The sequence below is a fragment of the Streptomyces sp. NPDC087428 genome, assembly GCF_044744085.1.
Classification (GTDB): Bacteria; Actinomycetota; Actinomycetes; order Streptomycetales; family Streptomycetaceae; genus Streptomyces.
Genome location: NZ_JBIUXR010000007.1, coordinates 166,043 through 190,632, shown reverse-complemented (window position 1 = coordinate 190,632; position 24,590 = coordinate 166,043). Strand labels below are relative to the sequence as shown.

The window sequence follows — 24,590 nt, the reverse complement described above, 5'->3', positions numbered from 1 at the left end:
TCTGCCAAGGGATCCGCGCTCAGCACGGATCGAGGTGGCGGCCGAGGTGATCCTCACGGTCACGCTGAACACGGCACTCGACCTGACGTACGGCGTCACGGCCCTCGTCCCGCACTCCAGCCACCGGGTCACCGAACTCTCCGAGCGCCCCGGCGGCAAGGGCATCAACGTCGCCCGGGTCCTCACCGCCCTCGGCCACGACACCGTCGTCACCGGCTTCGCCGGAGGCGCCACCGGCTCCGTACTGCGGGAACTGCTCGCGGCCCTCCCGCCCGGCCGGGCGCGCCTCACCGACGCACTCGTCCCGGTGGCCGGCGACACCCGCCGCACCCTGGCCGTCGCGGACCGGGCCACCGGCGACACCACCCAGTTCAACGAACCCGGCCCCCACATCACCGCCGCCGAGTGGACCGCCTTCCTCCGCTCGTACGAGGAGCTGCTCACCGGCGCCGACGCCGTCGCCCTCTGCGGCAGCCTGCCCCCCGGCATCCACGTCGGCGCCTACGCCGAACTGATCCGGCCGGCCCGCGCCGCGGGCGTCCCCGTACTCCTGGACACCAGCGGCGAACCGCTGCGCCGCGGCATCGCCGCCCGCCCCGACCTCGTCAAGCCGAACGCCGACGAGCTCGCCCAGCTCACCGGCTCCCGCGAACCCCTGCGCGCCACCCGGGACGCCCGCCGCCGCGGCGCGCACGCGGTGATCGCCTCACTGGGCCCGGACGGCATGCTGGCGGTCACCCCCGACGGCAGCTGGCAGGCGTCCCCACCGGCCCCCGTGAAGGGCAACCCGACCGGGGCGGGCGACTCCGCGGTGGCCGGACTGCTGTCCGGCCTCGTCGAGGACCTGAGCTGGCCTGACCGGCTGCGACGGGCGGTGGCACTGTCGACGGCGACCGTGCTGGCCCCCACCGCCGGTGACTTCGACCGCGCGGCCTACGAGGAGCTGCTGCCGCGCGTCGCCATCGAGGAACACGCACCCGCGGCCTGAGGCCGCACCCGCACCGGACACGCCGCACGACGGCGGGTCCGAGGAAGCAACAGAGGTCAGCATGCCGCTCGTCAGCACCGGTGAACTCGTCTCCGCCGCCCAGGCCGAGGGACGCGGAATCGCCGCCTTCAACGTCATCACGCTGGAACACGCGGAGGCCATCGCCACCGGTGCGGAGCGCGCCGGGGCCCCCGCCATCCTCCAGATCTCCGAGAACGCCGTGAAGTTCCACGGCGGCCGGCTCTCCGCCGTCGCGGCCGCGGCCGCCGCCGTCGCGCGCACCTCCGCCGCCCCGCTCGCCCTCCACCTCGACCACGTCGAGTCCGTCGAGCTGCTGCACCAGGCGGCGGACGAGGGCTTCGGCTCGGTGATGTTCGACGCCTCCAAGCTGAGCTACGAGGAGAACGTGCGGGCCACCGCCGAAGCCGTCGCGTGGGGCCACGAGCGCGGCATCTGGATCGAGGCGGAGCTCGGCAAGGTCGGCGGCAAGGAGGGCCAGGCCCCGCTCGACGCCCACGCCCCCGGCGTCCGCACCGACCCGGCCGAGGCCGCCGCGTACGTCACCGCCACCGGCGTCGACGCGCTGGCCGTCGCGGTCGGCTCCTCGCACGCCATGACGGAGCGCACGGCCGCCCTGGACCACGCCCTGATCGGCCGGCTGCGCGCCGCCGTCCCCGTCCCGCTGGTGCTGCACGGCTCCAGCGGCGTCCCGGACGAGGAGATCCGCCAGGCCGTCGCCTCCTCCGGCATGGTCAAGATCAACGTGGGCACGGCCCTCAACACCGCGTTCACCGGAGCCGTCCGGGCCCACCTGGCCGAGCACACCACGGGCGTGGACCCGCGCAAGTACATCGCCCCGGGCCGCGAGGCGATGGCCGCGACGGTGGCGGGGTTCCTGGCCCTGATGGGCTGACACCTCCCCCATCACCCCTACGGCGGGTAGCCGCGTGTGGGGAATCAGCCAAGGATGTGTGTGGCGCGGGTATGTGCACAACACCCGCCTGATGACTCAGCGCAGAGAACGCACGTGTGGCCTCTTCCGGGTTCGGACACCGGGAGAGGCCACAAGCGGTTCGCCCTCCTGGGCTAGCCCTTCGCAGGGGTGACTTCCAGCCAATCCAGGATCACGTCGCACTGATTGCCGTCCTGGCAAGAAATACCGATCTCGTTCTCACCCTTGACCAGGTCGACGGGCGCCCAGGTGGTCTGCCAATTCTTCTCCCAGTCCGGGTCCGAGGAATGGACGAAGTCCTTGAGCCCGATCGGCTGCGAGTTCGGCTTCCCGTTGACCGTCAACGTGGCGTTGGCGTCCTTGCCGGGGATCGCGTAGCGCACCGTCAGACGGTACGAACCGGCCTCCTCCATCGCCGCCTGCCACGTCACGGAGGATCCGACGGCGTTGAAACCGGAAACGTAGGAGCCGTCGGGGCCCTCGGCACCCTTGACGCCCTTCTCCACGGTCGCCGTGCCACCGAGCTTCAGCGACGCCGCGTCCTGCTTCGGGAGCTCGACGGGGGCCGAGGCGCTCGGGGAGTCCTTCGGCTTCGGCGACTCCTCGACCTGACCGGCCGTACCGGAGGAGGAGGACGCCGCGTCGTCGTTCTTCTTGTCCTTGTCGCCGTCGCCCGTCATCAGGGCGGCGCCGATGCCGATGAGCACGACCGCGACGACCGCGACCGCGCCGATCAGCAGGCCCTTGGTGTTGGGGCCGCCCTTGCCGGGGCCGCCGTTGCCGCGGCCGCCCTGGTGCGGCACCTGCGAGGTGGAGGCACCGGGGTACGTCTCCGGGGCCGCGTACTGCGCGTTCTGCTGCCCGTACTGGCCCTGGGGCTGTCCGTACTGGGCGTTCTGCCCCTGCGGCGGGTAGCCGTAGGCCCCCTGCTGCGGCACCTGCTGCCCGTACTGGCGCTCGCCGACGGTCCGCACCTGGTTGTACGAGGTACGCGGCACACCGGGCTGCGAGGCGGGACCCGGGTAGCCGTAGCCACCCTGACCCGGCGGCTGTGCGCCGGCCGCTCGCCCGTCCTCGTAGAGGTAGCCGAACGGGTCGTCGTCCTCGGGCGTGCTCGCGCCGTTGTTCCCGGCCATCCCTGGGTCACTCCTCACCATGTCGTCGGCCCTCGCCGTATGCCGTCAGCCCTCGCCGACCGGCCGAGCCTACCCCGAACGCACCACGTCAAGAATTGCCGGAGGTGCTGCGGGAACCGGGGCGGGGTAAGCGCACAACACGTCGGCAAACGTCAGCCGGCCCTGCGGTGAACCTTCGATCTGGACCGCTTCTCGATGTACATCCGCTGGTCGGCGGAGCGCAGCACCTCTTCGGCGGTCATGCCGCACGCGGCCCAGCCGATGCCGAAACTGGCCCCGACGCGCACCGCCCGGCCGTCGACCCGAATGGGCGGAATGATGGCGTTACGCAGGCGTACCGCCAGGTCCGCGGCGTCCGCGGACCCCAGCCCGTCCGCGAGGACGACGAATTCGTCACCCCCGAGCCGGGCGACGGTGTCACCGTCGCGGACACAGGTGGTGAGCCGGCGGGCGACCTCGATGAGAACCTCGTCACCCGTGTGGTGACCGAAGCGGTCGTTGATCGACTTGAAGCCGTCCAGGTCGCAGAAGAGGACCGCGAGCCCCTTCGACCCGTCGTCCTTCCCGTTGTCGGGTGCGACGGAATGCACATGGTGGTCGTACGGGCCGACGCCCGCCCCCGCGTCGAAGCCGTCGACGGGGAAGCCGTGCACCCGGGCCTCGTCCACGTCGCCGTACGCCGCGTCCAGCGCCTGCACGTCCGTGGACGCCACCGCGTTCGGGCGCTCGCAGAGCCGGGCGCTGAGCCGGGAGCGCAGCTCCGCGCTGTTGGGCAGACCGGTGAGGGCGTCGTGCGAGGCGCGGTGCGCGAGGTTCAGCTCGTGGCGCTTGCGCTCCTCTATGTCCTCGACATGGGTGAGCAGGAAGCGCGGCCCGTCCGCGGTGTCCGCGACGACGGAGTTGCGCAGCGAGACCCAGAGGTAGGTGCCGTCCCGGCGGCCCAGCCGCAGTTCGGCGCGGCCGCCCTCCGCGGAGGTGCGGAGCAGGGTGCCGATGTCCTCGGGGTGGACCAGGTCGGCGAAGGAGTAGCGGCGCAGCACGGAGGCGGGGCGGCCGAGCAGCCGGCACAGGGCGTCGTTGGTGCGCAGCAGCCGGCCGTGCTGGTCGCCGCCCATCTCCGCGATGGCCATGCCGCTGGGGGCGTACTCGAAGGCCTGGCGGAAGGATTCCTCGCTGGCCCGCAGCGCCTGCTGTTCCCGCTCCAGGCGGACCAGGGCGCGCTGCATGTTGGCGCGGAGCCGGGCGTTGCTGATGGCGATGGCCGCCTGGGAGGCGTACATCTGGAGGGCCTCGCGGCCCCAGGCGCCGGGGTGGCGGCCGTTGCGGGGGCGGTCGACGGATATGACGCCGAGGAGGTCGAGCCCGCCGCCCGAGGCGTACATCGGGGCGTAGAGCCGGTCCTGCGGGTGCCACTCGTCCTCGAAGCGGGGCTCGGGGCCCTCGGTGTGCCACTGCGGGACGTCGTCGTCGAGGAGGACCCAGCCGTCGGTGTGCGGTATGAAGCGGAGCTCGTCCCACGGCTCGCCCATGGCGAGCCGGCGCTCCCAGGAGGTGCGGGAGCCGACGCGGCCGGTGATCAGTGCCTCGGCGGCGCTGTTGCCCGCGAAGGCCGCGACCACGAGGTCACCGTCGGGACGGACGAGGTTGACGCAGGCAAGCTCGTACCCGAGACCGGCGACGATTCCGTCGGCCACGGTCTGCAGCGTGTCTGCCAGGCTCCGTGCCGTGTTGAGATCGGCCACGGCCTGGTGCAGCTGCCGCATCGTCGCAAGACGGACGTACGGCTCCGACTCGGCCTCCATCGCTCGCACTCCCCGAGACCTCGACAGCACTCCAGGTTTCATATCGGCGTACTTGACGTACTTACTGCAGTGTCACGGCCACTGAATCACAGTGAGCTGTGCACCCGGTACACAGGGTCAACAAATATCGCGCTCTGTGAGCCAAGTCACAACAGATGGTAAAGGATTCCGGCCCGGCCCCACGAACAGGTCCGAGGACCCGGCTGGTCCTAGGACCCGGCTGGTCCCCTGGCCCGATGCGCCGACGGCCCGCGCACGGCTAGCGTGCCCGGTGTGTTGCAGACGAAGCCCCCCGCCCCGCGTCCCCGGCCCATCCCCCATGCTGAGGGGGTGAGCAACGACGAGTTCCGCGGCGCCCTGGCCCGACTGGCCGCCGGTGTGGTGCTGATCACCGCGCAGGAGCCGCCGCTCGACGAGCACGGGCGCGGCGAGGACGTCGGCATGACCGCGACCGCGTTCATGTCGGTCTCGCTGGACCCGCCGCTGGTCATGGTGAGCCTGCGCAACGACTCCCGGATGGACGACCTGCTGGCGGAGCAGCCGCTGTGGGCCGTCTCCGTCCTGTCGGAGAGCCAGCGGCACATCGCCGGACGGTTCGCCATGAAGGGCCGGATCAGCGACCGGCTGCTGTTCGAGGACATCCCCTATGTACGCGGGGAGGTCACCGGAGCCCCGCTGGTCGGGGGCGCGCTCGCCACCCTGGAGTGCCGCACGGAGCAGCGCGTCGTGGCGGGTGACCACACGCTGGTGATCGGACGGGTGCTCGGCGCGCAGCTGCCGAGCGGGGACGGCAGCCCGCTGGCGTACTTCCGCGGGCGCTACCGGCAGCTGGGCTGACGGGAGCCGCGGACCGACGACGACCGGGCCGACGGCGATTGGGCCGGCGGCGACAAGGGTTTGTGACGGCCTCGTACCGCACAGGGCCGGCCGCGGCGGGTCCGTTCACCAGTCGCGGCCCGAGCGGCCGCGCTTGGTGTCGCCGCGCTGCTTCTTCTCGCGCAGCCTGCGCTCGTTGATGCCGCGCGGGATCTTGCGCTTGCGGCGCGGCTTGGGGGGCGGCGCCGTGGCCTCCGCCAGCAGGGCGGTGAGCCGTACGGCGGCCGTCTCGCGGTTGCGCCACTGCGAGCGGTGCTCCGAGGACCGTACCGACACCACGCCGTTGACCAGCCGGTTCGCCAGCCGCTCCAGCGCGCGTTCCTTCCACACCTCGGGCAGCGACTCGGTCGCCGCGAGGTCGAAGCGCAGCTCCACCTGGGAGTCGCTGGTGTTGACGTGCTGCCCGCCTGGCCCCGAGGACCGCGAGAAACGCCACATGAGCTCGGCCTCCGGCAGGGAGACCGCACCGCGGATGACATAGGGCCCGGACATGACACCCATGTTCCCCGGCCCACCGGGTGTTCGTCACCTTCTTTAGTCGCGGCCCTGGTTCTTCCGTGACGGCCCCCGGCCGGGACGGCCGTCAGTTCGGTAAAGAAAGCAAAGCCGGAAGGAACCTCCCGGTCCCCTGCCTGCGTTATGGAGGGTGACGGTAGCTTCGTGACGACACGGAGCCCGCAGACGACAGATGAAAGGGACTTCCCATGGCAGTAAGCCTGTCCAAGGGCGGCAACGTCTCCCTCACCAAGGAGGCCCCCGGCCTCACCGCCGTCACGGTCGGCCTCGGCTGGGACGTCCGGACCACCACCGGCACGGACTTCGACCTCGACGCCTCCGCGATCGCGGTCAACGCCGCCGGGAAGGTCTTCTCCGACGGTCACTTCGTCTTCTTCAACAACAAGGCGACGCCGGACCAGACCATCGTGCACACCGGTGACAACGTCACGGGCGAGGGCGAGGGTGACGACGAGCAGATCAACGTCAACCTGGCAGGCCTGCCGGCCGACATCGACAAGATCGTCTTCCCGGTGTCGATCTACGACGCCGAGACCCGCAGCCAGAACTTCGGCCAGGTGCGCAACGCGTACATCCGCATCCTCAACCAGGCCGGCGGCGCCGAGATCGCCCGCTACGACCTGAGCGAGGACGCCGCCACCGAGACCGCCATGGTCTTCGGCGAGCTGTACCGCAACGGTGCCGAGTGGAAGTTCCGTGCCGTCGGCCAGGGCTACGCCTCCGGTCTGCGCGGCATCGCCCAGGACTTCGGCGTCACTCTCTGACGCTCCGTCCACCCGCTTCACCCGCTCCAGCGGAGCCCCCGGCCGAACGTCCTGCGGCCGGGGGCTCCCGCGTGTCCGCGTACCACCGATCACCTCCAACGGGGCGAACGACACGCGGTGTTGCGCAAGTGACGGAAGTCCGCCGGATAGCGGACACAGACGCATCCCAGTCGGACAAGAACTGGTCAAAGAATTGTGAGGTAATTGTTAGTACACCGTCAATGTCGGTCATTCAGTGGCACGCTCTCCGCTCGTAACCCCCCACGGAACGAGCAACGGAGAACCCATGACCCCCCACATGAACACCCGTCGCGCCGCAGCCCTGGCCGCCGTGGCCGCGATGGTCGTCGTCGGAGTGCAGACCGGTACGGCGAACGCCAGGCCGGCCGCCCCCGACGACGGTTCCTCCGCCTCTCCCCGCACCTCCTCGCCCGCCTTCAGCAGCGCCTCCGCGCGCACGGCGGCCATCAAGTCGGCCCAGACCGACGTCTCCTCGACCGCCGCCACGCTCAAGCTCGGCGCCAAGGAGAAGCTGATCGCCCGTGACGTGATCAAGGACGCCAAGGGCACGGTCCACACCCGCTACGAGCGCACCTACGCCGGACTGCCCGTCATCGGCGGCGACCTCGTCACCCACACCGCGAGCAACGGCAAGCTCAAGAGCGTCACCAAGGCGACTGGCGCCAAGATATCCGTGCCGTCCACGACGGCGAAGATCAAGACCGTGGCGAGTGCCCGCAAGGTGATCTGGGCGGGCAGCGGCAAGCCCGTCCTGGCCCTCGAGTCCGTGAAGACCGGGGTGCAGAAGGACGGCACGCCGAGCCGCCGCCACATCATCACGGACGCCACCACCGGCAAGACGCTGCACAGCTACGAGGCCATCGAGACGGCCGGCGTCGGCAACAGCCAGTACAGCGGCAAGGTCGACCTGTCCACCACCGCCTCCGGTTCCGGCTTCGAGCTGACCGACGGCGACCGCGGCGGCCACAAGACGTACGACCTGAACCAGGGCGAGAGCGGCACCGGCGACCTGGTCACCGACGACGACGACACCTGGGGCGACGGCACCGGCAACGACCGCCAGACCGCCGCGGTCGACGCCCACTACGGCGCCGCGCAGACCTGGGACTTCTACAAGTCGACGCTCGGCCGCGACGGCATCGCGGGCGACGGCAAGGCCGCGTACTCCCGGGTCCACTACGGCGACGCGTACGTCAACGCGTTCTGGGACGACAGCTGCTTCTGCATGACGTACGGCGACGGCGCCGACAACAAGAGCGCCCTCACCGGCCTCGACGTCGCCGGCCACGAGATGAGCCACGGGCTGACCGCGTCGACCGCCAACCTCGACTACGTCGGCGAGTCCGGCGGCCTCAACGAGGCGACCAGCGACATCTTCGGCACCGCGGTGGAGTTCTTCGCCGACAACACCACCGACGTCGGCGACTACCTCATCGGCGAGAAGATCGACATCAACGGCGACGGCAGCCCGCTGCGCTACATGGACCAGCCGAGCAAGGACGGCGGCTCGGCCGACTACTGGGACAGCAGCGTCGGTGGCCTGGACGTGCACTACTCGTCCGGTGTCGCCAACCACTTCTTCTACCTGCTGGCCGAGGGCAGCGGCGCGAAGACCATCAACGGCGTCGCCTACGACTCCCCGACCTCCGACGGCTCCACCGTCACCGGCATCGGCCGGGACAAGGCCATCCAGATCTGGTACAAGGCCCTCTCCGAGTACATGACCTCGTCCACCGACTACGCGGACGCCCGTACGGCGACCGAGAAGGCGGCGACCGACCTGTACGGCGCGGACAGCGCCGAGCTGGCCCAGGTCGACGCCGCCTGGAGCGGTGTCAACGTGAAGTAACACCCACCGCGTCACTCCGGGAGCCGGTCAGCCGTCCGCGGCGGGCCGGCTCCTGCCGTACAGCCAGGTCTTCCACAGCTCCGTCAGATCCTGCCCGGTCGCCTTCTCCACGTAGGCGGTGAAGTCCGCCGTCGTGGCGTTGGCGTGCCGGTGGGCCTTCGTCCAGCCCTTGAGCAGCGCGAAGAACCGCTCGTCGTCGTCCACCGCCTCGCGGATCTTGTGGATCACCATGGCGCCCCGCCCGTACACCGGCGGGTCGGAGATGTTGGCGGCGGCCGGCGGATCGGCGGGCGGGAAGGCCCAGTTGTCCTCGTTCTCGTAGGCGTCGTCGAACGAGTCCTGGGCCGGGGTGTCCTCCTTCTCCTCCTCCCACAGCCACTCCGCGTAGGTCGCCAGACCCTCGTTGAGCCACATGTCCTGCCAGCTCGCGGGCGTGACCGAGTCACCGAACCACTGGTGCGCCATCTCGTGGACGAGCAGCCCGACGCTCGGCGGCCCGGGGAAGAACGGCCGGTTCTGCGTCTCCAGCGCGTACCCGGCGTCCCCCTTGCGCTCGACGATCGCGCCCGTGGCGGAGAACGGGTACGGGCCGAAGTGCGCGGCCTCCCACTCCACCACCTCGGGAACCCGGGCCACCGTCCGCGCGCTCGCCTTCGCCGACACCGGGTCCACCGCGGTGAACACCGTGATGCCGCCCGCCATGGTCGACGTCTTCGTCTCGAACCGGCCGACGGCCAGCGTCGCGAGATAGCTCGCCATCGGTTCGGCGGTGTGCCAGCGGAACGTGGTGCGGTCCCCGGCCGTCCTGGGCGGACCGGCGAGCACTCCGTTGGAGACCGCCGTCAGCCCCTTGGGCACGGTGACCGCCAGATCGTAGGCGGCCTTGTCGCTGGGGTGGTTGTTGCCCGGGAACCAGGCCATCGCGCCGGTCGGCTCCCCCAGCGCCACTGCCCCGTCGGCGGTCGGCAGCCAGCCCTCCTCGGAGTCGTCCGGGTCCGTGATCGTCTTCGGGGAGCCGGAGTAGCGCACGACCGTGCGGAAGGTCCGGCCCCTGCGCAGCCGGTCCTGGACCTTGATGTCCGGACGCAGCGTCAGCTCGTCGCCCGCCCGGCTGACGGCAGCGGGCCGCCCCTCCACGGTGGCCGACTCCACGGTCAGCCCGGCCAGGTCGAGGTTGAACGAGCTGAGGTCCTGGGTGGCCCGCGCGGTGATCCCGGCGGTGCCGCGCAGCGTCTTCGCGTCCTGGCCGACATCGAGCGTGAGGTCGTAGTGCGTGACGTCGTAGCCGCCGTTGCCTAGCTTGGGGAAGTACGGATCGCGCACCCCGGAGGCGCCCGGGGCGCCGTGCACCCCACCGGCACTCGCGCCGCAGCCGGGGGCGAGGACCGCCAGGGCGAGCAGCAGGACGGCGGTCCTGCCCCTGCGGGAGGTGCGTGCGGTGCCGCGTGCCGGGATACGTGGGTCCACGCCGATGATCCTATGTGCGGATTGTCGGACTACGGGGATGCCGGGACCGTGCCGTTTCCGGGAACCGGTCCGTGCCTTGCCGTTCCGTTCCCGAAGCCGGTCCTCGCGGCCCGCACATCGTGGACGCGCTCACCTCGCAACAGCGGTCGAGCGGGCTGTCCACCAGGTTGGACCGCGTTGCGTCAGGCCCTGGCACCCACGCGCTGCTCCTGAGGACTGGACACTGCGATTGCCGCACACATTACCGAAGGGGCCGAGTCTGCGGCGTTCATGCACACGGCAGACGAATCGTTGCAAGGTGCGGTGCAGCGCCGGCCGGGAATCACGCCGTGTGAATGGCAAATAAATACGCGGCGGAGGTCACCGCGACGTGAAACCAGCGATGCAGGCGCGACTGCTGCACAGGCCCTGGCCTTCGACCAGTTGCGCGACAACGTTCACACACCGGAAAGAAACTACGGACAGATGCCGCCCCGAAATCCCCTCGGCCCATTCTGGAACTACAGCGGGACGCTCAATTACCGCGAGTGAATATCTCGACGTCCTCCAGGGCATCATTTGCCGCACCGTGCAGCCCCACGTCCGCCCGGAGGGAAGTCACCGCCGCCACTGCTTGCGGTGAAACAGCACCGTGCAGCCGGGCCAGGTGTCCGAGTGCCAGAGCGGAGGCCCTCCGCACATCGGGGCTGGAGTGGTTCGTGAAATGGATCAACCATTGCTCCACCCATCCTCTGTCAGGAAGATAGAGGGCTGCCGAAATAAGAGACTCTGCAATATCATACGGATTACCGTTCTCAAATATTTCCGCAGCGTCTTCCATCGACAGTCGGCGCGGTTCTTCATATTGCATGCATTTTCCTTTTTGCAATAGGTTTTACATTTACGACGAGGAGTGATCTAGTCCGAAACTTTGAGCTTCCCCTTCCCTGTCACGAGACCGGACTTGCGTAGCGCGCTTTGCATCTCCTGAGTCAGCTCGCCCCATTTGCGCACGTGCCCATGGTAGATCCCGGTCCCATTGTGTGTTTCATCGAAGAGAGCGAACTCGCCAGTTTCACTGTCAACTCCGACCCTGCGCGTCGTGTTGGGGTTGAACGTCAGAGAGTCGTCCAGGGTCTTCTGCGGATGGGTGGGTTCGGGTGCCGCGTTGCCCCGCTGGGTTCGGCCATGCTTTGGCGAAGCCTCGAACTTCCGCTTTCCCTTGGTGGCCTCTGACGGCTTCTTCTGGCCAGCCTCGTTGCCCGACGCACCTCCAGACGAGTGCCCGTCCTCCGCGCCCCTGCCGCCTGCTGCCGCCATGAGGACAACGCCGGCGGTGCCGATGAGTGCCGCGCTCGTCGCCGCTTCGGCTGTGGCCGTGCCGACCACTCCGACGCCGGCGAGTGCGAGTCCGCCGGGCGGGAACAGGGCGAGGAGGGAGAGCAGGAGGAGGGCGAAGCCGAGGTAGACGAGGAAGTTGTCGAGGGCGTCGAGCAGGTGGAGGGTGGGGACCGCCTTGCCGTCGGGGCCGGCGTCACCGAGTCCTCGGTAGAGGAGCAGGAGTCCGGTGGTGGCGCCTCCCAGGGCGGTGGCGATGCGGAAGCGGTGGGCGGCCAGCGGTTCGCCGTGGGGCTGGACGGATGTCGGCTGCCAGGTGCGGAGCAGGGTGATCAGTTGCCAGGCGATCCAGGCCAGGGCCGCGATGCCGAAGCCCATCAGGATCTTCGGGCCGTTGCCTGTGGTGAAGTACTCCTGGAGTTCGGCGGTGGACTTGAATGAGCCGACGCCCAGGAAGAGCAGCCCGGGGAGCATGAGTACGCAGGGGATGAGCAGCAGCCGTCTACGTGTGGAAGCCCCGGCTCTGACGGCCCTGAGGCGGGCCCGTATCTCGTCAGGGCGCCAGGGGCCTTGCTGGTCGGTGGCGTCCATCTGTGCGGTGATCCGGGCGACCGCCCGGCGCAGTGGCTCGGTCTCACGCGGAGGCGAGAGGGCGGTGGCGTACAGCAGGGAGCGGCGCAGCCGGATGTGGCGCAGCGCGATGAGCAGAGTCCATCGCGGACGCCAGGAGGCGTAGCGGAGCATTGCGGCCGCCGTGTCGCCGTCGGTGCGCTCGGTGGCCAGCAGCACTCCCGGCACTGTGCGTTTGCCGCGGTGCAGTTGGTACAGGTCGATTGCCATGGCGATGGCCAGGCAGACCAGCGGAACGGCCCAGGCCTTCTCGTTCAGCGTCTCCAGCCACTGTTCGGCCTGTTCCGTGGACTTCTCGGCCGCGTAGTTGTTCACCGCATGATGCGCGGACGCGGCCGCCACCGGAACGACCGCCAGCACGCGCACCCAGCCCCGGGTTCGCCACAGCAAGCCGACGCCCAGCCCCGCCAGTGCCGTCCACACCAGATGGGAGAAAGTTTCGGCGGCCTGTGGCCCGACGATGCTCGACTGGCCGGTGGGGCCGGGAAGCCAGGCGGCGAAAACCTGTTTCAGGCCTGGGATGTACGGCGGGAAGAGGCTGTCCGGGATGACCCACCCGCCGCCGTCCCGCGGGATCGCCCGGCCCGCGTCCAGACCGTAGCGGAGTACCGCCTCCAGCAGCCCGAACCCGGCACCCAGCCCCGCGCCCAGTACGACGAAGTCGGTGAGCCCCCACTGCCGGCGGACCTTGGCGTACAGCCCGGCCAGCAACAGAGGGGAAACCTTGACCAGTTCCTCCACCCAGGGGGCGACCGTGTAGCTGGAGGTGCCCACCACCTCGGACAACGGCTGCCCGGACTGGTCCGCATACAGACGGGTGTACGCGAGCTGAAGCAGCGCCGTCGCCACACCGCACCCGTACACCCCCACCGCGACCGACAGCAGCACCGTCGACAGCCGTACCGAACGCGCCGGCCACGACAGCGCGAACAGCTGCAGCACACCCCAGACAGCAGCGACTGCCATTACCAACGTCATGCACAGCCCCCACGCCCGAACGAGTGAAATTCGCAAAAGCGAACATCATGCTAGGCATGCGACATCCGGCTGAACAAGAGGAGAATGAGGCAACCTCGCAGGAGATGACGGTTCGATGTGCGCATATGCATACATGTGGATCTATGTATCGGACATGATCGGAAGTGATTCCCATCGGTGGAAGGCCGCCACGGGGTGCTCTGCAGTAGACCGGCCCGGAGCACGCGCCAGGTCATTCATGGGAGATCCAAGAACTCTCCGGCTCATGGCTTCCCGCGGAGGAAGCCATGAGGCCCTACCCCTCGCCGCGGGGACCGTCCTCGACGACGGGGCTCCACAACGGGACCGCACCAGCCCCCATCCCACTGGTGCGAGCGCGACACGCCGGGCATGACACCATCGAACCGTGCTCGACATCGGCTACTCCCTCTCCCGACGCTTCCCCGATCCCCCGCAGACCGACTACCGCCGAGCGGACGTCCACGCCCTGCGCCACGATCTGTTCTCCGGGGACGTCTACCTCGCGGACACCAAGGAGGACCGCGAAGTATCCACAGGCTGGGGATGGGTGCCGGTGCTCGACTTCGCGTGGGCCCTGTGCGACATCGTCGAGCAGATCGACCGCGACCCCCGGGGCAACCGCTCGCACCGCCGCCAGTTCGCCGAGCTCGACTTCACCGAGTCGTCCGACCGGATGCTCTTCGAGCGCCGGTTCGGCTGGGTCGACGTCGAGGCCGACTGGATGCCCGCGGAGGAAGCGCCGCTCACCTTCAGCCACTCCCTGCTGCGCCGCGAGGCCCGCGATTTCCTGCACGACCTGATCGCCGACCTCGCCGACATGCACGAGGGCCTCGCGGACAACCCCGTGGTCTGGGACCTCCAGGCCCGCTTCCCCCGGCTCTGAGCGGGCCCCTTCCGGCCTCAGGGCGTGTTCACGCCTCCACCCGCACCCCGATCTGCGCCGCGAACGCCGGAGCCAGCTCCATCAGCTGCGACGGGCTGATCACCGCACCCGCCAGCCGCTCCACCCCGCGGGCGATGTCCAGCTCCGCGACAGTCCGCAGGTCCACCGACTCCATCCGCACCGCACTGAAATCGGCCCGCTTCAGCACGCAGTCCCGGAACTCCACCCGGTCCAGCTGCGCACCCCCGAAATCCGGCTCGGACAGCACACAGTTCTCGAACACCACGTCCTTCAGCCGCGCCTTCCGCAGATTCAGGTAGTCGATCTTCCCGCCCCGCACCAGCACCCGTTCCAGCACCGCACCGTGCATCTGCACCCCGCCCAGGCGCGCGTCCACGATCTCCACGTCCCGCAGGGACGCCCCGGCGAGATCCGTGCCCACTCCCCGTACGCCCGTCAGCACCGAATCGATGAAACGGGCCCTGACCAGCTCCGTACGGTCCAGGGCGCAGCCGTCCAGCGCGCAGTCCATGAAGCGGGCCCCCGGACCCGACTCGTCCGCCAGATCCAGCGCCTCGAAGCGCACCCCGTCGTAATCCCCGTCCGGCTCCAGGCCCTCGCCGCCGTACGGCTCAAGCGGTGGCAGCCGCACCTCCGGACGCCGCGCCGCCGCGACACCGTCCTTGCCGGCCCTGCTCCTGCCGCTGCCCTGACCACTACCGCCGCTGCGCACCATCCCCCCATCGTGACGCACCCCACTGACAACGCCCCGCCGCCGATGTCACACCCGGCCCCCGCCGCCCGTCATGTACCCAAAGCCACCTCCAGCGAAGGAGACCGGGACCATGCAGCGCATCCACGTCATCGGCGGCGGCCTCGCCGGGTTCACCGCAGCCATCACCGCAGCCGAATCCGGCGCCCTGGTGACCGTCCACGAGGCCCACCGCACCCTCGGCGGACGCGCCAGGACCGCAGAGGGCCCGTACCGCACCAACGAGGGACCGCACGCCCTCTACCGCCGCGGCCCCCACTGGAGCTGGCTCGAACGGCGCGACCTCCTCGGCCCCACCACCGCCGTCCCGCCCCTCGAAGCCGCCCGGCTCCGCTTCCGGCACCGCTCCGCCCTGCGCCGCACCCCGCCCCTCGCCCTGCTCCGGCTCAGCCGCGTCGGCGCCGCACAGGCCCCCGTCGACACCGACTTCCGCACCTGGGCCACCGCGCGGATCGGCGAGGAGGGCGCCCGCGTCGCCGCGCACTACACCGCCGTCGCCCTCTTCCACCACGACCCCGGCAGCCTCTCCGCCGCGTTCGTCCAGGAACGGCTGCACCGCGCCGGCGCACTGCCGCCCGAAGCCCGCTACCCCGTCGGCGGCTGGGCTCAGATCATCGACCGGATGGCGTCGCGCGCCTGGAACCTCAGCGTCCGCATCGAGACCGCGAGCCGGATCGACGCCGCCGCCCTCGACACCCTCGCCCGCACCGGCCCGGTCGTCGTCGCCACCTCCCTCGACGCCGCCCGCACCCTCCTCGGCGACCCCTCCCTCACCTGGGCCTCCGGCCGCACGGCCCTCATCGACCTCGCCCTGCGCACCCGCCGCGGCGACGCGTTCGCCGTGTCCGACCTGGACGCCCCCGGCTGGATCGAGCGGTTCACCGCACAGGACCGCACCCTCGCCCCGCACGGGGAACAGCTCCTCCAGGGACAGTTCCCCCTCGCCCCCGACGCGTCCCGGGCCACCGGGACCGCCCGCGCCGAAGAACTCCTCGACCTCGGCTGCCCCGGCTGGCGCGAGCGCACCGTATGGCGTCGTGACGCCCTCGCCACCGGCCGCACCGGCGCGGTCGACCACCCCGGCACCACCTGGCGCGACCGGCCCGCCATCGACCGCGGCAACGGCATCTACCTCGCGGGCGACCAGGTCGCCGCACCCGGCCTGCTCAGCGAGGTCTCCTTCACCAGCGGCATCGAAGCCGCCCTCCTCGCCCTCAAGGCCGCCGAGAACCACTCCGCGCCCGGCGGCACACCGCTTGACCTCAAACGCACCTGAGGCCGGAGGGCGGGGACCACCGAGACCGACACCCCGGGGAGCCCACCCTGCACGCCGTCCGCCTCCACGCCTTCGGCCCCGCGGCGAACCTCAGCCACGAACGCACCGACGCCCCGTCCCCGGCCTAGGAGATCCCGCCGCCCAGCTCCGCCAGCGCCCCGTCCGTCAGCCGGTACACCGTCCACTCGTCCTGCGGCCGGGCACCCAGCGCCTCGTAGAACGCGATCGACGGAGCGTTCCAGTTCAGCACCGACCACTCCAGCCGCTCGTAGCCGCGTTCCACGCAGATCCGGGCCAGCTCCCCCAGCAGCGCCTTCCCGTGCCCGCCGCCACGCCGCTCCGGGCGGACGTACAGGTCCTCCAGGTAGATGCCGTGCACCCCGCGCCAGGTGGAGAAGTTCAGGAACCACAACGCGAAGCCCACCACCTCACCGTCCTCGTCGGACTCGGCGATGTGCGCGAACGCCGCGGGCCGCTCGCCGAACAGCGCCTCACGCAACTGCTCCTCTGTGGCCTTCGCCTCGTGCAGCGCCTTCTCGTAATCGGCCAGTTCACGGATCATCGCGTGAACGGCGGGGACGTCATCAGCGGTAGCGGTACGAATCATGAGGGCAGCGTAAGCAGCGCCGTGCCGCGTCCTACTCCCGGCCCAGCAACCACCGCGCGACCCGGGCCTGCTCCGGCGCCAGCCGCCGCGCACCGTCCTCGGCGCCCCAGCACGCGTTCTGCAGCACCCGCCCCAGCGTCCACGCCCGCGCGCGCCCCCGGTCAAGACCCAGCGCCTCCGTCAGCAGATCGAACCGCCACCCCACCGTGTCCGCGTCGAACCGGTCCGTCAGCGCCGGCAGCAGCTCGAACCCCGGATCACCGGCCAGCGGCTTCGGATCGATCGCCACCCACCCCACGGGTCCACCCCCGTCGCCCCGGGCCAGCACATTGCCGAAGTGCAGGTCCCAGTGCAGCAGCCGGTCCCCCGGCTCGCCCGCGACCTCCCGGACCGCCGCGGCGCAGTCCGCCAGCAGCCGCCGCTCCCCCTCGTCCGCCAGCAGCCCCGCCGCCCCCGGCGCCGCCGCCAGCATCCGCGCCGACACCTCGCCCAGCCCCCGCAGGCCGCACCCCGCCGGAGCCCGCACCGCGGTCAGCCCCGCCAGCAACTCGGCGACGACCCGCACCGCTTCCCGCACATCGGCCGTACCCGACAGCGGGCGGTGTCCGTCCAGCCGCTCCAGCAGCATCGTCCCCGTCGCCGGATCGTGGTCCAACAGCTCCACCGCGCCCGCCGACGCCTCGCCCCACACCCGCAGCGCGAGCGGCTCCCCCACCGTCTCCGCGTCCACCGCCTGCAGCTTCAGCGCGGCCGGGCGCCCGTCCGCCACGCGCACCACGGGTAGGACCAGCGCACACACCCCGTACAGCGCCTCGCCGTCCCCGCGCAGCCCCCAGCGCTCCAGGAAGTCCGCCGCCATCCCGGGCAACGCGGCGAGAAAGGCCCGCCCGGCCTCACCGTTGTACTTGGACTGAGTGGCGATCAGCGCATCCGGAATGTCAATCACGCCCCCGATCGTAGGAGCGTGCGTCAATCGGCTATGACCCCGAGCCACCCCGCCCCGCCCACGCGGCCCCGCCCCGCACCCGTCACGTGGCTCCGCGGCGCCGGCTCGTGGATACGCAGCGCCCCCGGCACCTACGTCTGGCTGACGGCCCTGTTCGTCACCACCGTCATCGTCCACCAGATGTCACCGGACTTCGAGGAGGACTTCCTCCGCCAGCGCTCCACCAACATCCATGAACTGTCGCAGAACCCCGTACGCGTCCTGATCAGCAGCGCCTTCTGGATCGACGGCGGCGAGTGGCTCCCCTACGCCGTCCTCTACACCGTCTTCCACGCCCCCGCCGAGCGCCGTCTCGGCACCCTGCGCTGGCTCGCCGTCGTCGCGGCCGCCCACATCCTCGCCACCCTCGTCAGCGAAGGCGTCCTGGCCTGGGCCATCCGGCACGGCCACGCACCCGAGACCGCCGCCAACACCCTCGATGTCGGCGTCAGTTACGCGCTCGCCGGTGTCGTCGCCGTCCTCACCTACTACGTCCCGCGCCCCTGGCGGTACGTGTACCTCTTCGCCGTCCTCGTCGTCTACGGCGTCCCCCTCGTCACCGGCGCCACGTTCACCGACATCGGCCACGTCACCGCCGCCCTCATCGGCCTCGCCTGCTACCCCCTGACCCGCCACCACCACCGCCGGCTGGACCGCCGACTTCAGCGCCGACCTCACCGCCACGAGACGAAACCGCCCTCTGCCCAGTAACGTCCAGCCGAGCAGAACACCGCACTTCGCAGTCGGCCAGACAGCCAGTCACACGGACAGCAGGGGCAACATGAGCACCGTCAGCACAGTCAACGGCGGCATATCCTTCTGGTACGCGGACCAGGGCACCCCCACCCCCCGCGAACCCCTGCCCGGCGACGCCACCGCCGACGTCTGCATCGTCGGAGGCGGATACACCGGACTCTGGACGGCGTACTACCTGAAGAAGGCCGTCCCCTTCCTCAACATCACCGTTCTGGAAGCCAAGTTCTGCGGCTACGGCGCCTCCGGGCGCAACGGTGGCTGGCTCTACAACGGCATCGCGGGCCGCGACCGCTACGCGAAGCTCCACGGCCACGAGGCGGCCGTCCGCCTCCAGCAGTCGATGAACGACACCGTCGCCGAGGTCATCCGCGTCGCCGACGAGGAGGGGATCGACGCCGACATCCACCGGGGCGGCGTCCTCGAAGTCGCCTGCACCCCGGCCCAGCTCGCCCGGCTGAAGGCCTTCCACTCCGTCGAGATCGCCTTCGGCGAGACCGACCGCACCCTGCACGGCGCCCGCGAGACCGCCGAGCGCGTCCGCGTCACCGGAGCCGTCGGCTCCACCTGGACCCCGCACGGCGCCCGCCTGCACCCCGCCAAACTCGTCACGGGCCTCGCCGACGCCGTGGAGGCCCTCGGCGTCACGATCCACGAGTCGACCCCGGTCACCGAGATCAAGCCCAAGCACGCCATCACCCCATACGGCACGGTCCGCGCCCCCTACGTACTGCGCTGCACCGAAGGGTTCACGGCGGGCATCAAGGGCCAGAAGCGCACCTGGCTCCCGATGAACTCCTCCATGATCGTCACCGAGCCCCTCCCCGAATCCCTCTGGGACACCATCGGCTGGAACGGCCGCGAAACGCTCGGCGACATGGCCCACGCCTACCTGTACGCCCAGCGCACCGCCGACGACCGCATCGCGCTGGGCGGCCGCGGCATCCCCTACCGCTACGGCTCGGCCACCGACAACAACGGCCGCACCCGGCCCGCCACCGTCGAGGCCCTGCGCGACCTGCTCGTCCGCCTCTTCCCCACCACCGCCGGCACCCGCATCGCCCACGCCTGGTCCGGCGTCCTCGGCGTCCCCCGCGACTGGTGCGCCACCGTCACCCTGGACCGCTCCACCGGCCTGGGCTGGGCGGGCGGCTACGTCGGCTCCGGCGTCGCCACCACCAACCTCGCCGCCCGCACCCTGCGCGACCTGATCCAGCAGGACTCCGGCCAGTCCGGCCCCACCGAACTGACCGCCCTGCCCTGGGTCAACCACAAGGTCCGCCGCTGGGAGCCGGAACCGCTGCGCTGGCTCGGCGTCCACGGCATGTACGCCGCCTACCGGGCCGCCGACCGCCGCGAACTCACCTCACCCCGCGCGGAGACCGACCCGATCGCGAAGCTCGCGGACCGGCTGGCGGGGCGGCACTGAACCGGCCCCTATGAACAGGCCTTGATCCGGTTGGTCAGCCATCGCGCGTGCTGGTCGCCGGTGACGTCCCACAGGGTGTGCAGGCCGCTGGATCCGAGTTCGTCCAGCGGCACACCGAACACCTCGGCGAGCGTCCGGGCGAACTCGTCGACGCTGGTCAGCGTGTGTATGTGGGTGCCGCCCGCGCGAGTGACACGTCGCACGGTGCGGGAGCGCAGAGCCTGCTTGTAGCCGTCCTTGTGCAGGTGCACCATCAACTGCCCGCGCTGGCTGTTGGCTCGTGCGACGTACCGCGAGAACGGGCGGGCGACGGTACGGAAGTCGACGGAGGACAGCAGGGCGGCGGGGTGGCGATGGGCCCGCCACACTTCCCCGTCCAACCGTTCCAACGCGTACTCGAACTCACCGTGCGGATAACGGCCCTCGCGCAGGGGAAGCGGATCGAGGAACGGATCGGCCAGGCCCACGTCCACCAGCCAGGTCTCGTCCTGACAGCGTACGAGCAGCGCGTTGTGCCCGCCCCATCGCTCGTCACCGTAGGTCTCGCGGTCCGCCGCCCCGTCGACGAGCGCCACCTCGAAGCCGATGTCGCGCAGCAGCAGGGCGAAGGCGGCGTTGGCCTCGAAGCACTGGCCGCCGCGGCGCCGGCGTCCGAACTTGCCGATCAGATCGCCGGCTTCCAGCGTGATGAGGCGGCCGAGTTGGGTGTCGATGTTCTCGTAAGGGACGTGGCGCTGCCATGCCCGGTACAGCCCGCGCAGCGCGGGGATGTCCGGCTGGAGCGGCCGGGGGCAGCCAATGCGCCTCAGAAGCGAGTCGATGTCCGGTGTCGTCATGAGCGGCATGAATACCCAGCCGTATCGGTGGATATGACGCACAGTGTGGCCGTTGTTGACATCTTCGCCACAAGCGCCGATATCCGGCCACTTGCGGCCCGGTGCCGTCGTCGTCGCCCGGCCGCGCGGTGGCGCCGCGTCGCCTGCCCGAGACACACACCGTCCTCCCGAGGGAGATTTGCGTACGAGACGAAAGCGTTGGCGGATGGCTCGACGCCCTGGCTTCCGCGTCGTTCCCGCCGGGAGCCGGGGCGGCCGCGGCGATGAATACGCGTATTCCGCGATGCGCGGACCGGCCGGCCTCGGCGCTCACCGCCGGCCGAGCTGCGGGTCATGTCGTGATCAGGGCCCGGATCGCCTGTTCCGACCAGTGGCCGGCGGCCCCCGGCGACGAGGCGACGTAGGCCGCCACGGTGTCCGCGTCCCACGCACCCGCCGCGAGCAGGCCGGAGGCGAGGACGTGCACGTACGCCCGAGAGGGAGGCACCAACGTCACTTCGTCGGCGTGCCAGGGGGCGGTGAAGGTGAGGACAGGCAGTCCGTCCATCTGTCCCGCGCACACCAGCGTCTCGTACCGCCCGTCCCCCAGCCGTGCGACGCCTGACGTGAGCACCGCACGGAGATCAAGGTCCTCGCCGGGGCTCCTGTACATCTCCTGGGCGGCGATGTCCGCGAACTGCGATGCCGAGACAAGGTGGGCGCGCGCACAGACCCGCCCCTCTTGTTCCGGATCGTAGAAGGCCCGCCCGCCGCCCCAGACGGGCGACTCCGTGGCGAAGTAGAGAGCGCCGCGCAGTTCCACTGGCACCGATCGCCTCGGCATACGCCGGTCCCTGCACCCCGGGTACACCTTGCCGGCGCCGGGCGACCGACCGCCCTCGATGTAAGAGGCAAGCCGCCCGAGATGCATGTTCGAGCCGTACGAGGTGTACCAGACGCGCTCAGGCGCGGTCGTCTCCACGGCTCCGGGCTCGATTGCCTGCGCGCCAACCATGGCGTCTTCCTTCCTGTCTCTGCTTCGGCAGCATCGTGATCATCACCCGGAGCGGGCAGTGGGGCGTTTTCTCCCCCATCACACACGGCCGTCAATCCGCCGACGCCATTCAGCCGAATGGGGGAGGGGGCGCCCGGGGGAGGCGTGGGCTCCCGGTCTGGCACGGGGTGCGGCCGAGGATGTGGTGGTTGCGGTTTGAACCGAGCAACAACGGCCGAGTGCGGGAGTTCATGTGGCGAGTGCGGTGGATCGGTCAGCAGCCGGCAGAGGCGGCGCGTGGGCGGAGTTGCGCGATGCGATCTCGACCCGGGCCGTGCTCGTCATGGTGGGGGTGCTCCTGCTCCAACTGGGCTTCGCCCTCTCCTACATGGGGGCCTTCCACGCCCCGAAACCTCATCGGATCCCGATCGTGGTGGTCGCACCGCAGGCCGTGGAGGAGGACCTGGTGGCCCGGCTCAACGCGCTGCCGGGCGACCCGTTGCTCGTCAGCTCCGTCCCGGACCGGATCCAGGCCAGGTCCCGCCTTCTTGACCGGCGCACGGACGCGGCCCTCGTCGTCGACGCGGCCGGGCGTACGGACACCCTGCTGGTCGCCTCGGCGGGTGGCACTTCGGCAGCCGAGGCCGCCGCCAAGGTGGTGCAGGTGGTCGAACGGGCCCAGGACCGCGAGATCGTCGTGCGCGACATCCGTCCGCCCGCGGCGGGCGACTCGCGAGGGCTCTCGTCCTTCTACCTGGTCCTCAGCTGGACGATCGGCGGCTACCTCGCCGCGTCGGCCCTGAACATGGCGGCCGGTTCCAAACGCCCCACCCTCCGCCGCACGCTCGTGCGCCTGGCGGCGATGGTGCCCTACGCCTTCGTCTCCGGTATCGGCGGAGCGATCATCGTCGGACCCGTGCTGAACTGCCTGCCGGGCGCCTTCTGGGACCTCGTCGGCATCGGCACGCTGGTGGTGTTCGCCTCCGGAGCCGTGGGCGTGGCCCTTCAGTCGTTGGCGGGCACGGTCGGCCTGGGCCTCACCATCCTCATCTTCACCATCCTCGGCAACCCCAGCTCGGGCGGGGTGTATCCCGCCTCGTTGCTGCCGCCGTTCTGGCGCGCGATCGGCCAGGCCCTGCCGCCCGGCGCCGGCACGACCGTGGTGCGCAACACCGTGTACTTCGACGGCAACGCCACCACCGGCGCCCTGTGGATCCTCGGCGCCTGGGCCTTCGGCGGAATCGTCGCAGCAGTCCTGTCCGCGGCCCTGCGCGGCCGTCGCCGCAAGCCGGTCGCCCAAGAAGCGGGGCACTGAGCGGCTCCGCCCGCGGCAACCGCGACCGCCGATGGCGGTGGGTGGACAGGAGCGACCGGAGGGACCGCCCAGCCCGGCCGGACCAGCACCCCGGCCGGGCTTCGGGCACGCCGGCGTCCACCGGAACCGCAGCTCAGTGGCGGACCTTTGAGCAGGTAGAGCGTCTCGTTAGCGCCGCACGGCACCCTTGCCCCGGGAGAGACCCAGTACTCGTCGGGAGGGATTCACCATGCCGATCACCGAGCCCCCGAAGGATACGCCGACCCGCACGGCGCGGCAGGGGCGGTCATGAGGGCGGCGGTACTGCGCGCATTGGGCGAACGGCCGCGCTACGAGGAGGTCCGGGAACCACTCCTGGGCGAGGGCGAGGAAGTCGTCCAGGTGACGGCCTGCCCGTTGACCAATCTGGACCGGGACCGAGCCGCGGGCACGCACTTCGCGGCGCCTGCCGTCCTGCCGGCGGTGTGCGGCTCCGCGCTGGCCGCGGGCAGGCTGCCGGACGGCACCCGGGTGCTGTTCCGTTCGCCGGGTGGCACCATGGCCGAGCGGGCGGCGACCCGGCGCGCATGGTGCCTGCCCATCCCGGACGGGCTGGACGACGCCCTGGCCGCAGCGGTACAGAACCCCGGAGTCGCGGCCTGGAACGCGCTGAAGTGGCGGGCGAAGCTGCGGCCCGGCGAATCCGTACTGGTGCTCGGTGCGACCGGAGTGGCCGGCCGGATCGCGGTTCAGCTGGCCAAGCACCTCGGCGCCGGGAAGGTGGTGGCGGCCGGGCGGAATCCACGTGCGCTGGCCGGGCTGCCCGCGCTGGGCGCCGACGCGACCGTCCGGCTCGACCAGTCCGACGACGCGCTGCGCAAGGACCTGCGCGACGCGGCCGGCGACGAGGACTTCGACGTGGTGCTCGACTATCTGTGGGGACGCGCCACCGAGGTCTTCATCAGCACGCTCGGCTTCGCCGACATGGAACTGCGATTCTCCCGCACCCGCCTCGTCCAGATCGGCGCCATGGCCGCACCCGCTCTGCGCCTCTCCGCCCAGACGCTGCGCAGCAGTGGTCTGGAGATCATGGGCAGCGGCACGGGCAACGCTCCGCCCGCCGAGGTGCTCGCCCACGAACTCGGCCAGACTCTGGCCCTGTTGAGCGAGGGCAGGCTGCGCATGGAGATCGAGCGGGTTCCGCTCGCCCGGGTACGGCACGTCTGGAATCTCGACCAGCAGGGACGCAGGACGGTGCTCATCCCCTGACAGCGGGCCGGTGGCGGAAGGGCACAACCGCAGTCGCGCCCCGTCGGTCCCGGGACCGACGGGGCGCGATTCCACTGGCTGACGGGCCACCGGGCGTCGCAGGGGCTCGACGCCGTGACACCGCACCAGCACCCCGTCGGGGACCCTCGCACCGGGCAGACGCCGCGGTGTCGTCCAGGGACATCGCGCGTCCCCG

General features: G+C 70.8%; 22 protein-coding genes. 11 read left to right on the top strand and 11 right to left on the bottom strand.

The window, feature by feature from the left end; genetic code table 11:
* Positions 1–46: 46 nt before the first annotated feature.
* Entirely contained in the window at positions 47–988 is a 942-nt protein-coding gene (locus ACIO3R_RS16860; RefSeq protein ID WP_402106603.1) for a 1-phosphofructokinase family hexose kinase, read from the top strand.
* Between the two features lie 61 nt (positions 989–1,049).
* The gene (locus ACIO3R_RS16855; RefSeq protein ID WP_402106312.1) at positions 1,050–1,901 is read left to right on the top strand and encodes a ketose-bisphosphate aldolase; all 852 of its coding nucleotides are present in this window, start codon (positions 1,050–1,052) and stop codon (positions 1,899–1,901) included.
* Between the two features lie 173 nt (positions 1,902–2,074).
* Here ACIO3R_RS16855 and ACIO3R_RS16850 read toward each other — a convergent pair whose 3' ends face one another.
* Entirely contained in the window at positions 2,075–3,076 is a 1,002-nt protein-coding gene (locus tag ACIO3R_RS16850; protein WP_402106309.1) for a CBM35 domain-containing protein, read from the bottom strand.
* A 152-nt stretch (positions 3,077–3,228) separates the two neighbouring features.
* Positions 3,229–4,878: a diguanylate cyclase CdgB gene (gene cdgB, locus ACIO3R_RS16845; protein WP_385029180.1), complete on the bottom strand. Its 1,650-nt coding sequence runs from the start codon at positions 4,876–4,878 to the stop codon at positions 3,229–3,231.
* A 330-nt stretch (positions 4,879–5,208) separates the two neighbouring features.
* Here cdgB and ACIO3R_RS16840 point away from each other — a divergent pair, with 330 nt between their 5' ends.
* Positions 5,209–5,715 carry a flavin reductase family protein gene (locus tag ACIO3R_RS16840; RefSeq protein WP_363030063.1) on the top strand — a complete coding sequence of 169 codons (507 nt, stop codon included), beginning with the start codon at positions 5,209–5,211 and terminating at the stop codon, positions 5,713–5,715.
* A gap of 105 nt (positions 5,716–5,820) precedes the next feature.
* On the opposite strand, the gene arfB is transcribed toward ACIO3R_RS16840, so the two are convergent.
* The gene (gene arfB / locus ACIO3R_RS16835; RefSeq protein WP_145764821.1) at positions 5,821–6,255 is read right to left on the bottom strand and encodes an alternative ribosome rescue aminoacyl-tRNA hydrolase ArfB; all 435 of its coding nucleotides are present in this window, start codon (positions 6,253–6,255) and stop codon (positions 5,821–5,823) included.
* A gap of 203 nt (positions 6,256–6,458) precedes the next feature.
* On the opposite strand from arfB, the gene ACIO3R_RS16830 reads away from it, so the two are divergent.
* Both ACIO3R_RS16830 and ACIO3R_RS16825 read left to right on the top strand, forming a co-directional pair.
* Positions 6,459–7,034 carry a TerD family protein gene (locus tag ACIO3R_RS16830; RefSeq protein WP_123460746.1) on the top strand — a complete coding sequence of 192 codons (576 nt, stop codon included), beginning with the start codon at positions 6,459–6,461 and terminating at the stop codon, positions 7,032–7,034.
* Between the two features lie 286 nt (positions 7,035–7,320).
* Positions 7,321–8,904, top strand: a complete 1,584-nt coding sequence (locus ACIO3R_RS16825; RefSeq protein ID WP_402106305.1) for a M4 family metallopeptidase — start codon at positions 7,321–7,323, stop codon at positions 8,902–8,904.
* 27 nt (positions 8,905–8,931) lie between these two features.
* On the opposite strand, the gene ACIO3R_RS16820 is transcribed toward ACIO3R_RS16825, so the two are convergent.
* The 3 genes from ACIO3R_RS16820 to ACIO3R_RS16810 all read right to left on the bottom strand — a co-directional run bounded on the left by ACIO3R_RS16820 (position 8,932) and on the right by ACIO3R_RS16810 (position 13,284).
* Positions 8,932–10,371 (bottom strand): M1 family metallopeptidase, encoded by a 1,440-nt coding sequence (locus ACIO3R_RS16820; protein ID WP_385029186.1) that lies wholly within the window; start codon positions 10,369–10,371, stop codon positions 8,932–8,934.
* 514 nt (positions 10,372–10,885) lie between these two features.
* The gene (locus ACIO3R_RS16815; RefSeq protein ID WP_385029189.1) at positions 10,886–11,221 is read right to left on the bottom strand and encodes a hypothetical protein; all 336 of its coding nucleotides are present in this window, start codon (positions 11,219–11,221) and stop codon (positions 10,886–10,888) included.
* A 47-nt stretch (positions 11,222–11,268) separates the two neighbouring features.
* Positions 11,269–13,284 (bottom strand): PrsW family glutamic-type intramembrane protease, encoded by a 2,016-nt coding sequence (locus ACIO3R_RS16810; protein ID WP_385029192.1) that lies wholly within the window; start codon positions 13,282–13,284, stop codon positions 11,269–11,271.
* Between the two features lie 418 nt (positions 13,285–13,702).
* On the opposite strand from ACIO3R_RS16810, the gene ACIO3R_RS16805 reads away from it, so the two are divergent.
* Positions 13,703–14,200, top strand: coding sequence for a hypothetical protein (locus tag ACIO3R_RS16805; protein ID WP_363030049.1), 498 nt, complete (start codon positions 13,703–13,705; stop codon positions 14,198–14,200).
* A 28-nt stretch (positions 14,201–14,228) separates the two neighbouring features.
* Here ACIO3R_RS16805 and ACIO3R_RS16800 read toward each other — a convergent pair whose 3' ends face one another.
* The gene (locus ACIO3R_RS16800; protein WP_385029195.1) at positions 14,229–14,936 is read right to left on the bottom strand and encodes a pentapeptide repeat-containing protein; all 708 of its coding nucleotides are present in this window, start codon (positions 14,934–14,936) and stop codon (positions 14,229–14,231) included.
* A gap of 109 nt (positions 14,937–15,045) precedes the next feature.
* Between ACIO3R_RS16800 and ACIO3R_RS16795 the strand changes: the two genes are divergently transcribed.
* Entirely contained in the window at positions 15,046–16,248 is a 1,203-nt protein-coding gene (locus tag ACIO3R_RS16795) for an NAD(P)-binding protein (protein ID WP_402106302.1), read from the top strand.
* A gap of 124 nt (positions 16,249–16,372) precedes the next feature.
* Here ACIO3R_RS16795 and ACIO3R_RS16790 read toward each other — a convergent pair whose 3' ends face one another.
* On the bottom strand, positions 16,373–16,855 hold the full coding sequence (locus tag ACIO3R_RS16790; protein WP_385029201.1) for a GNAT family N-acetyltransferase: 483 nt from the start codon (positions 16,853–16,855) through the stop codon (positions 16,373–16,375).
* A gap of 31 nt (positions 16,856–16,886) precedes the next feature.
* Positions 16,887–17,801: an aminoglycoside phosphotransferase family protein gene (locus ACIO3R_RS16785; protein ID WP_402106300.1), complete on the bottom strand. Its 915-nt coding sequence runs from the start codon at positions 17,799–17,801 to the stop codon at positions 16,887–16,889.
* Between the two features lie 33 nt (positions 17,802–17,834).
* Between ACIO3R_RS16785 and ACIO3R_RS16780 the strand changes: the two genes are divergently transcribed.
* The gene (locus ACIO3R_RS16780) at positions 17,835–18,551 is read left to right on the top strand and encodes a rhomboid-like protein (protein WP_402106298.1); all 717 of its coding nucleotides are present in this window, start codon (positions 17,835–17,837) and stop codon (positions 18,549–18,551) included.
* 70 nt (positions 18,552–18,621) lie between these two features.
* Entirely contained in the window at positions 18,622–20,022 is a 1,401-nt protein-coding gene (locus tag ACIO3R_RS16775; protein ID WP_385029209.1) for an NAD(P)/FAD-dependent oxidoreductase, read from the top strand.
* 8 nt (positions 20,023–20,030) lie between these two features.
* Here ACIO3R_RS16775 and ACIO3R_RS16770 read toward each other — a convergent pair whose 3' ends face one another.
* Together ACIO3R_RS16770 and ACIO3R_RS16765 are read right to left on the bottom strand one after the other, a co-directional pair.
* Positions 20,031–20,858 carry an arylamine N-acetyltransferase gene (locus tag ACIO3R_RS16770; protein WP_402106295.1) on the bottom strand — a complete coding sequence of 276 codons (828 nt, stop codon included), beginning with the start codon at positions 20,856–20,858 and terminating at the stop codon, positions 20,031–20,033.
* A 331-nt stretch (positions 20,859–21,189) separates the two neighbouring features.
* Entirely contained in the window at positions 21,190–21,852 is a 663-nt protein-coding gene (locus ACIO3R_RS16765; RefSeq protein ID WP_402106293.1) for a histone deacetylase, read from the bottom strand.
* A gap of 286 nt (positions 21,853–22,138) precedes the next feature.
* On the opposite strand from ACIO3R_RS16765, the gene ACIO3R_RS16760 reads away from it, so the two are divergent.
* Together ACIO3R_RS16760 and ACIO3R_RS16755 are read left to right on the top strand one after the other, a co-directional pair.
* Complete coding sequence (locus ACIO3R_RS16760; protein ID WP_402106291.1) at positions 22,139–23,146, top strand: DUF3533 domain-containing protein; 1,008 nt, start codon at positions 22,139–22,141, stop codon at positions 23,144–23,146.
* A 288-nt stretch (positions 23,147–23,434) separates the two neighbouring features.
* Positions 23,435–24,394, top strand: a complete 960-nt coding sequence (locus ACIO3R_RS16755) for a zinc-binding alcohol dehydrogenase family protein (RefSeq protein WP_385346663.1) — start codon at positions 23,435–23,437, stop codon at positions 24,392–24,394.
* Positions 24,395–24,590: the final 196 nt, after the last annotated feature.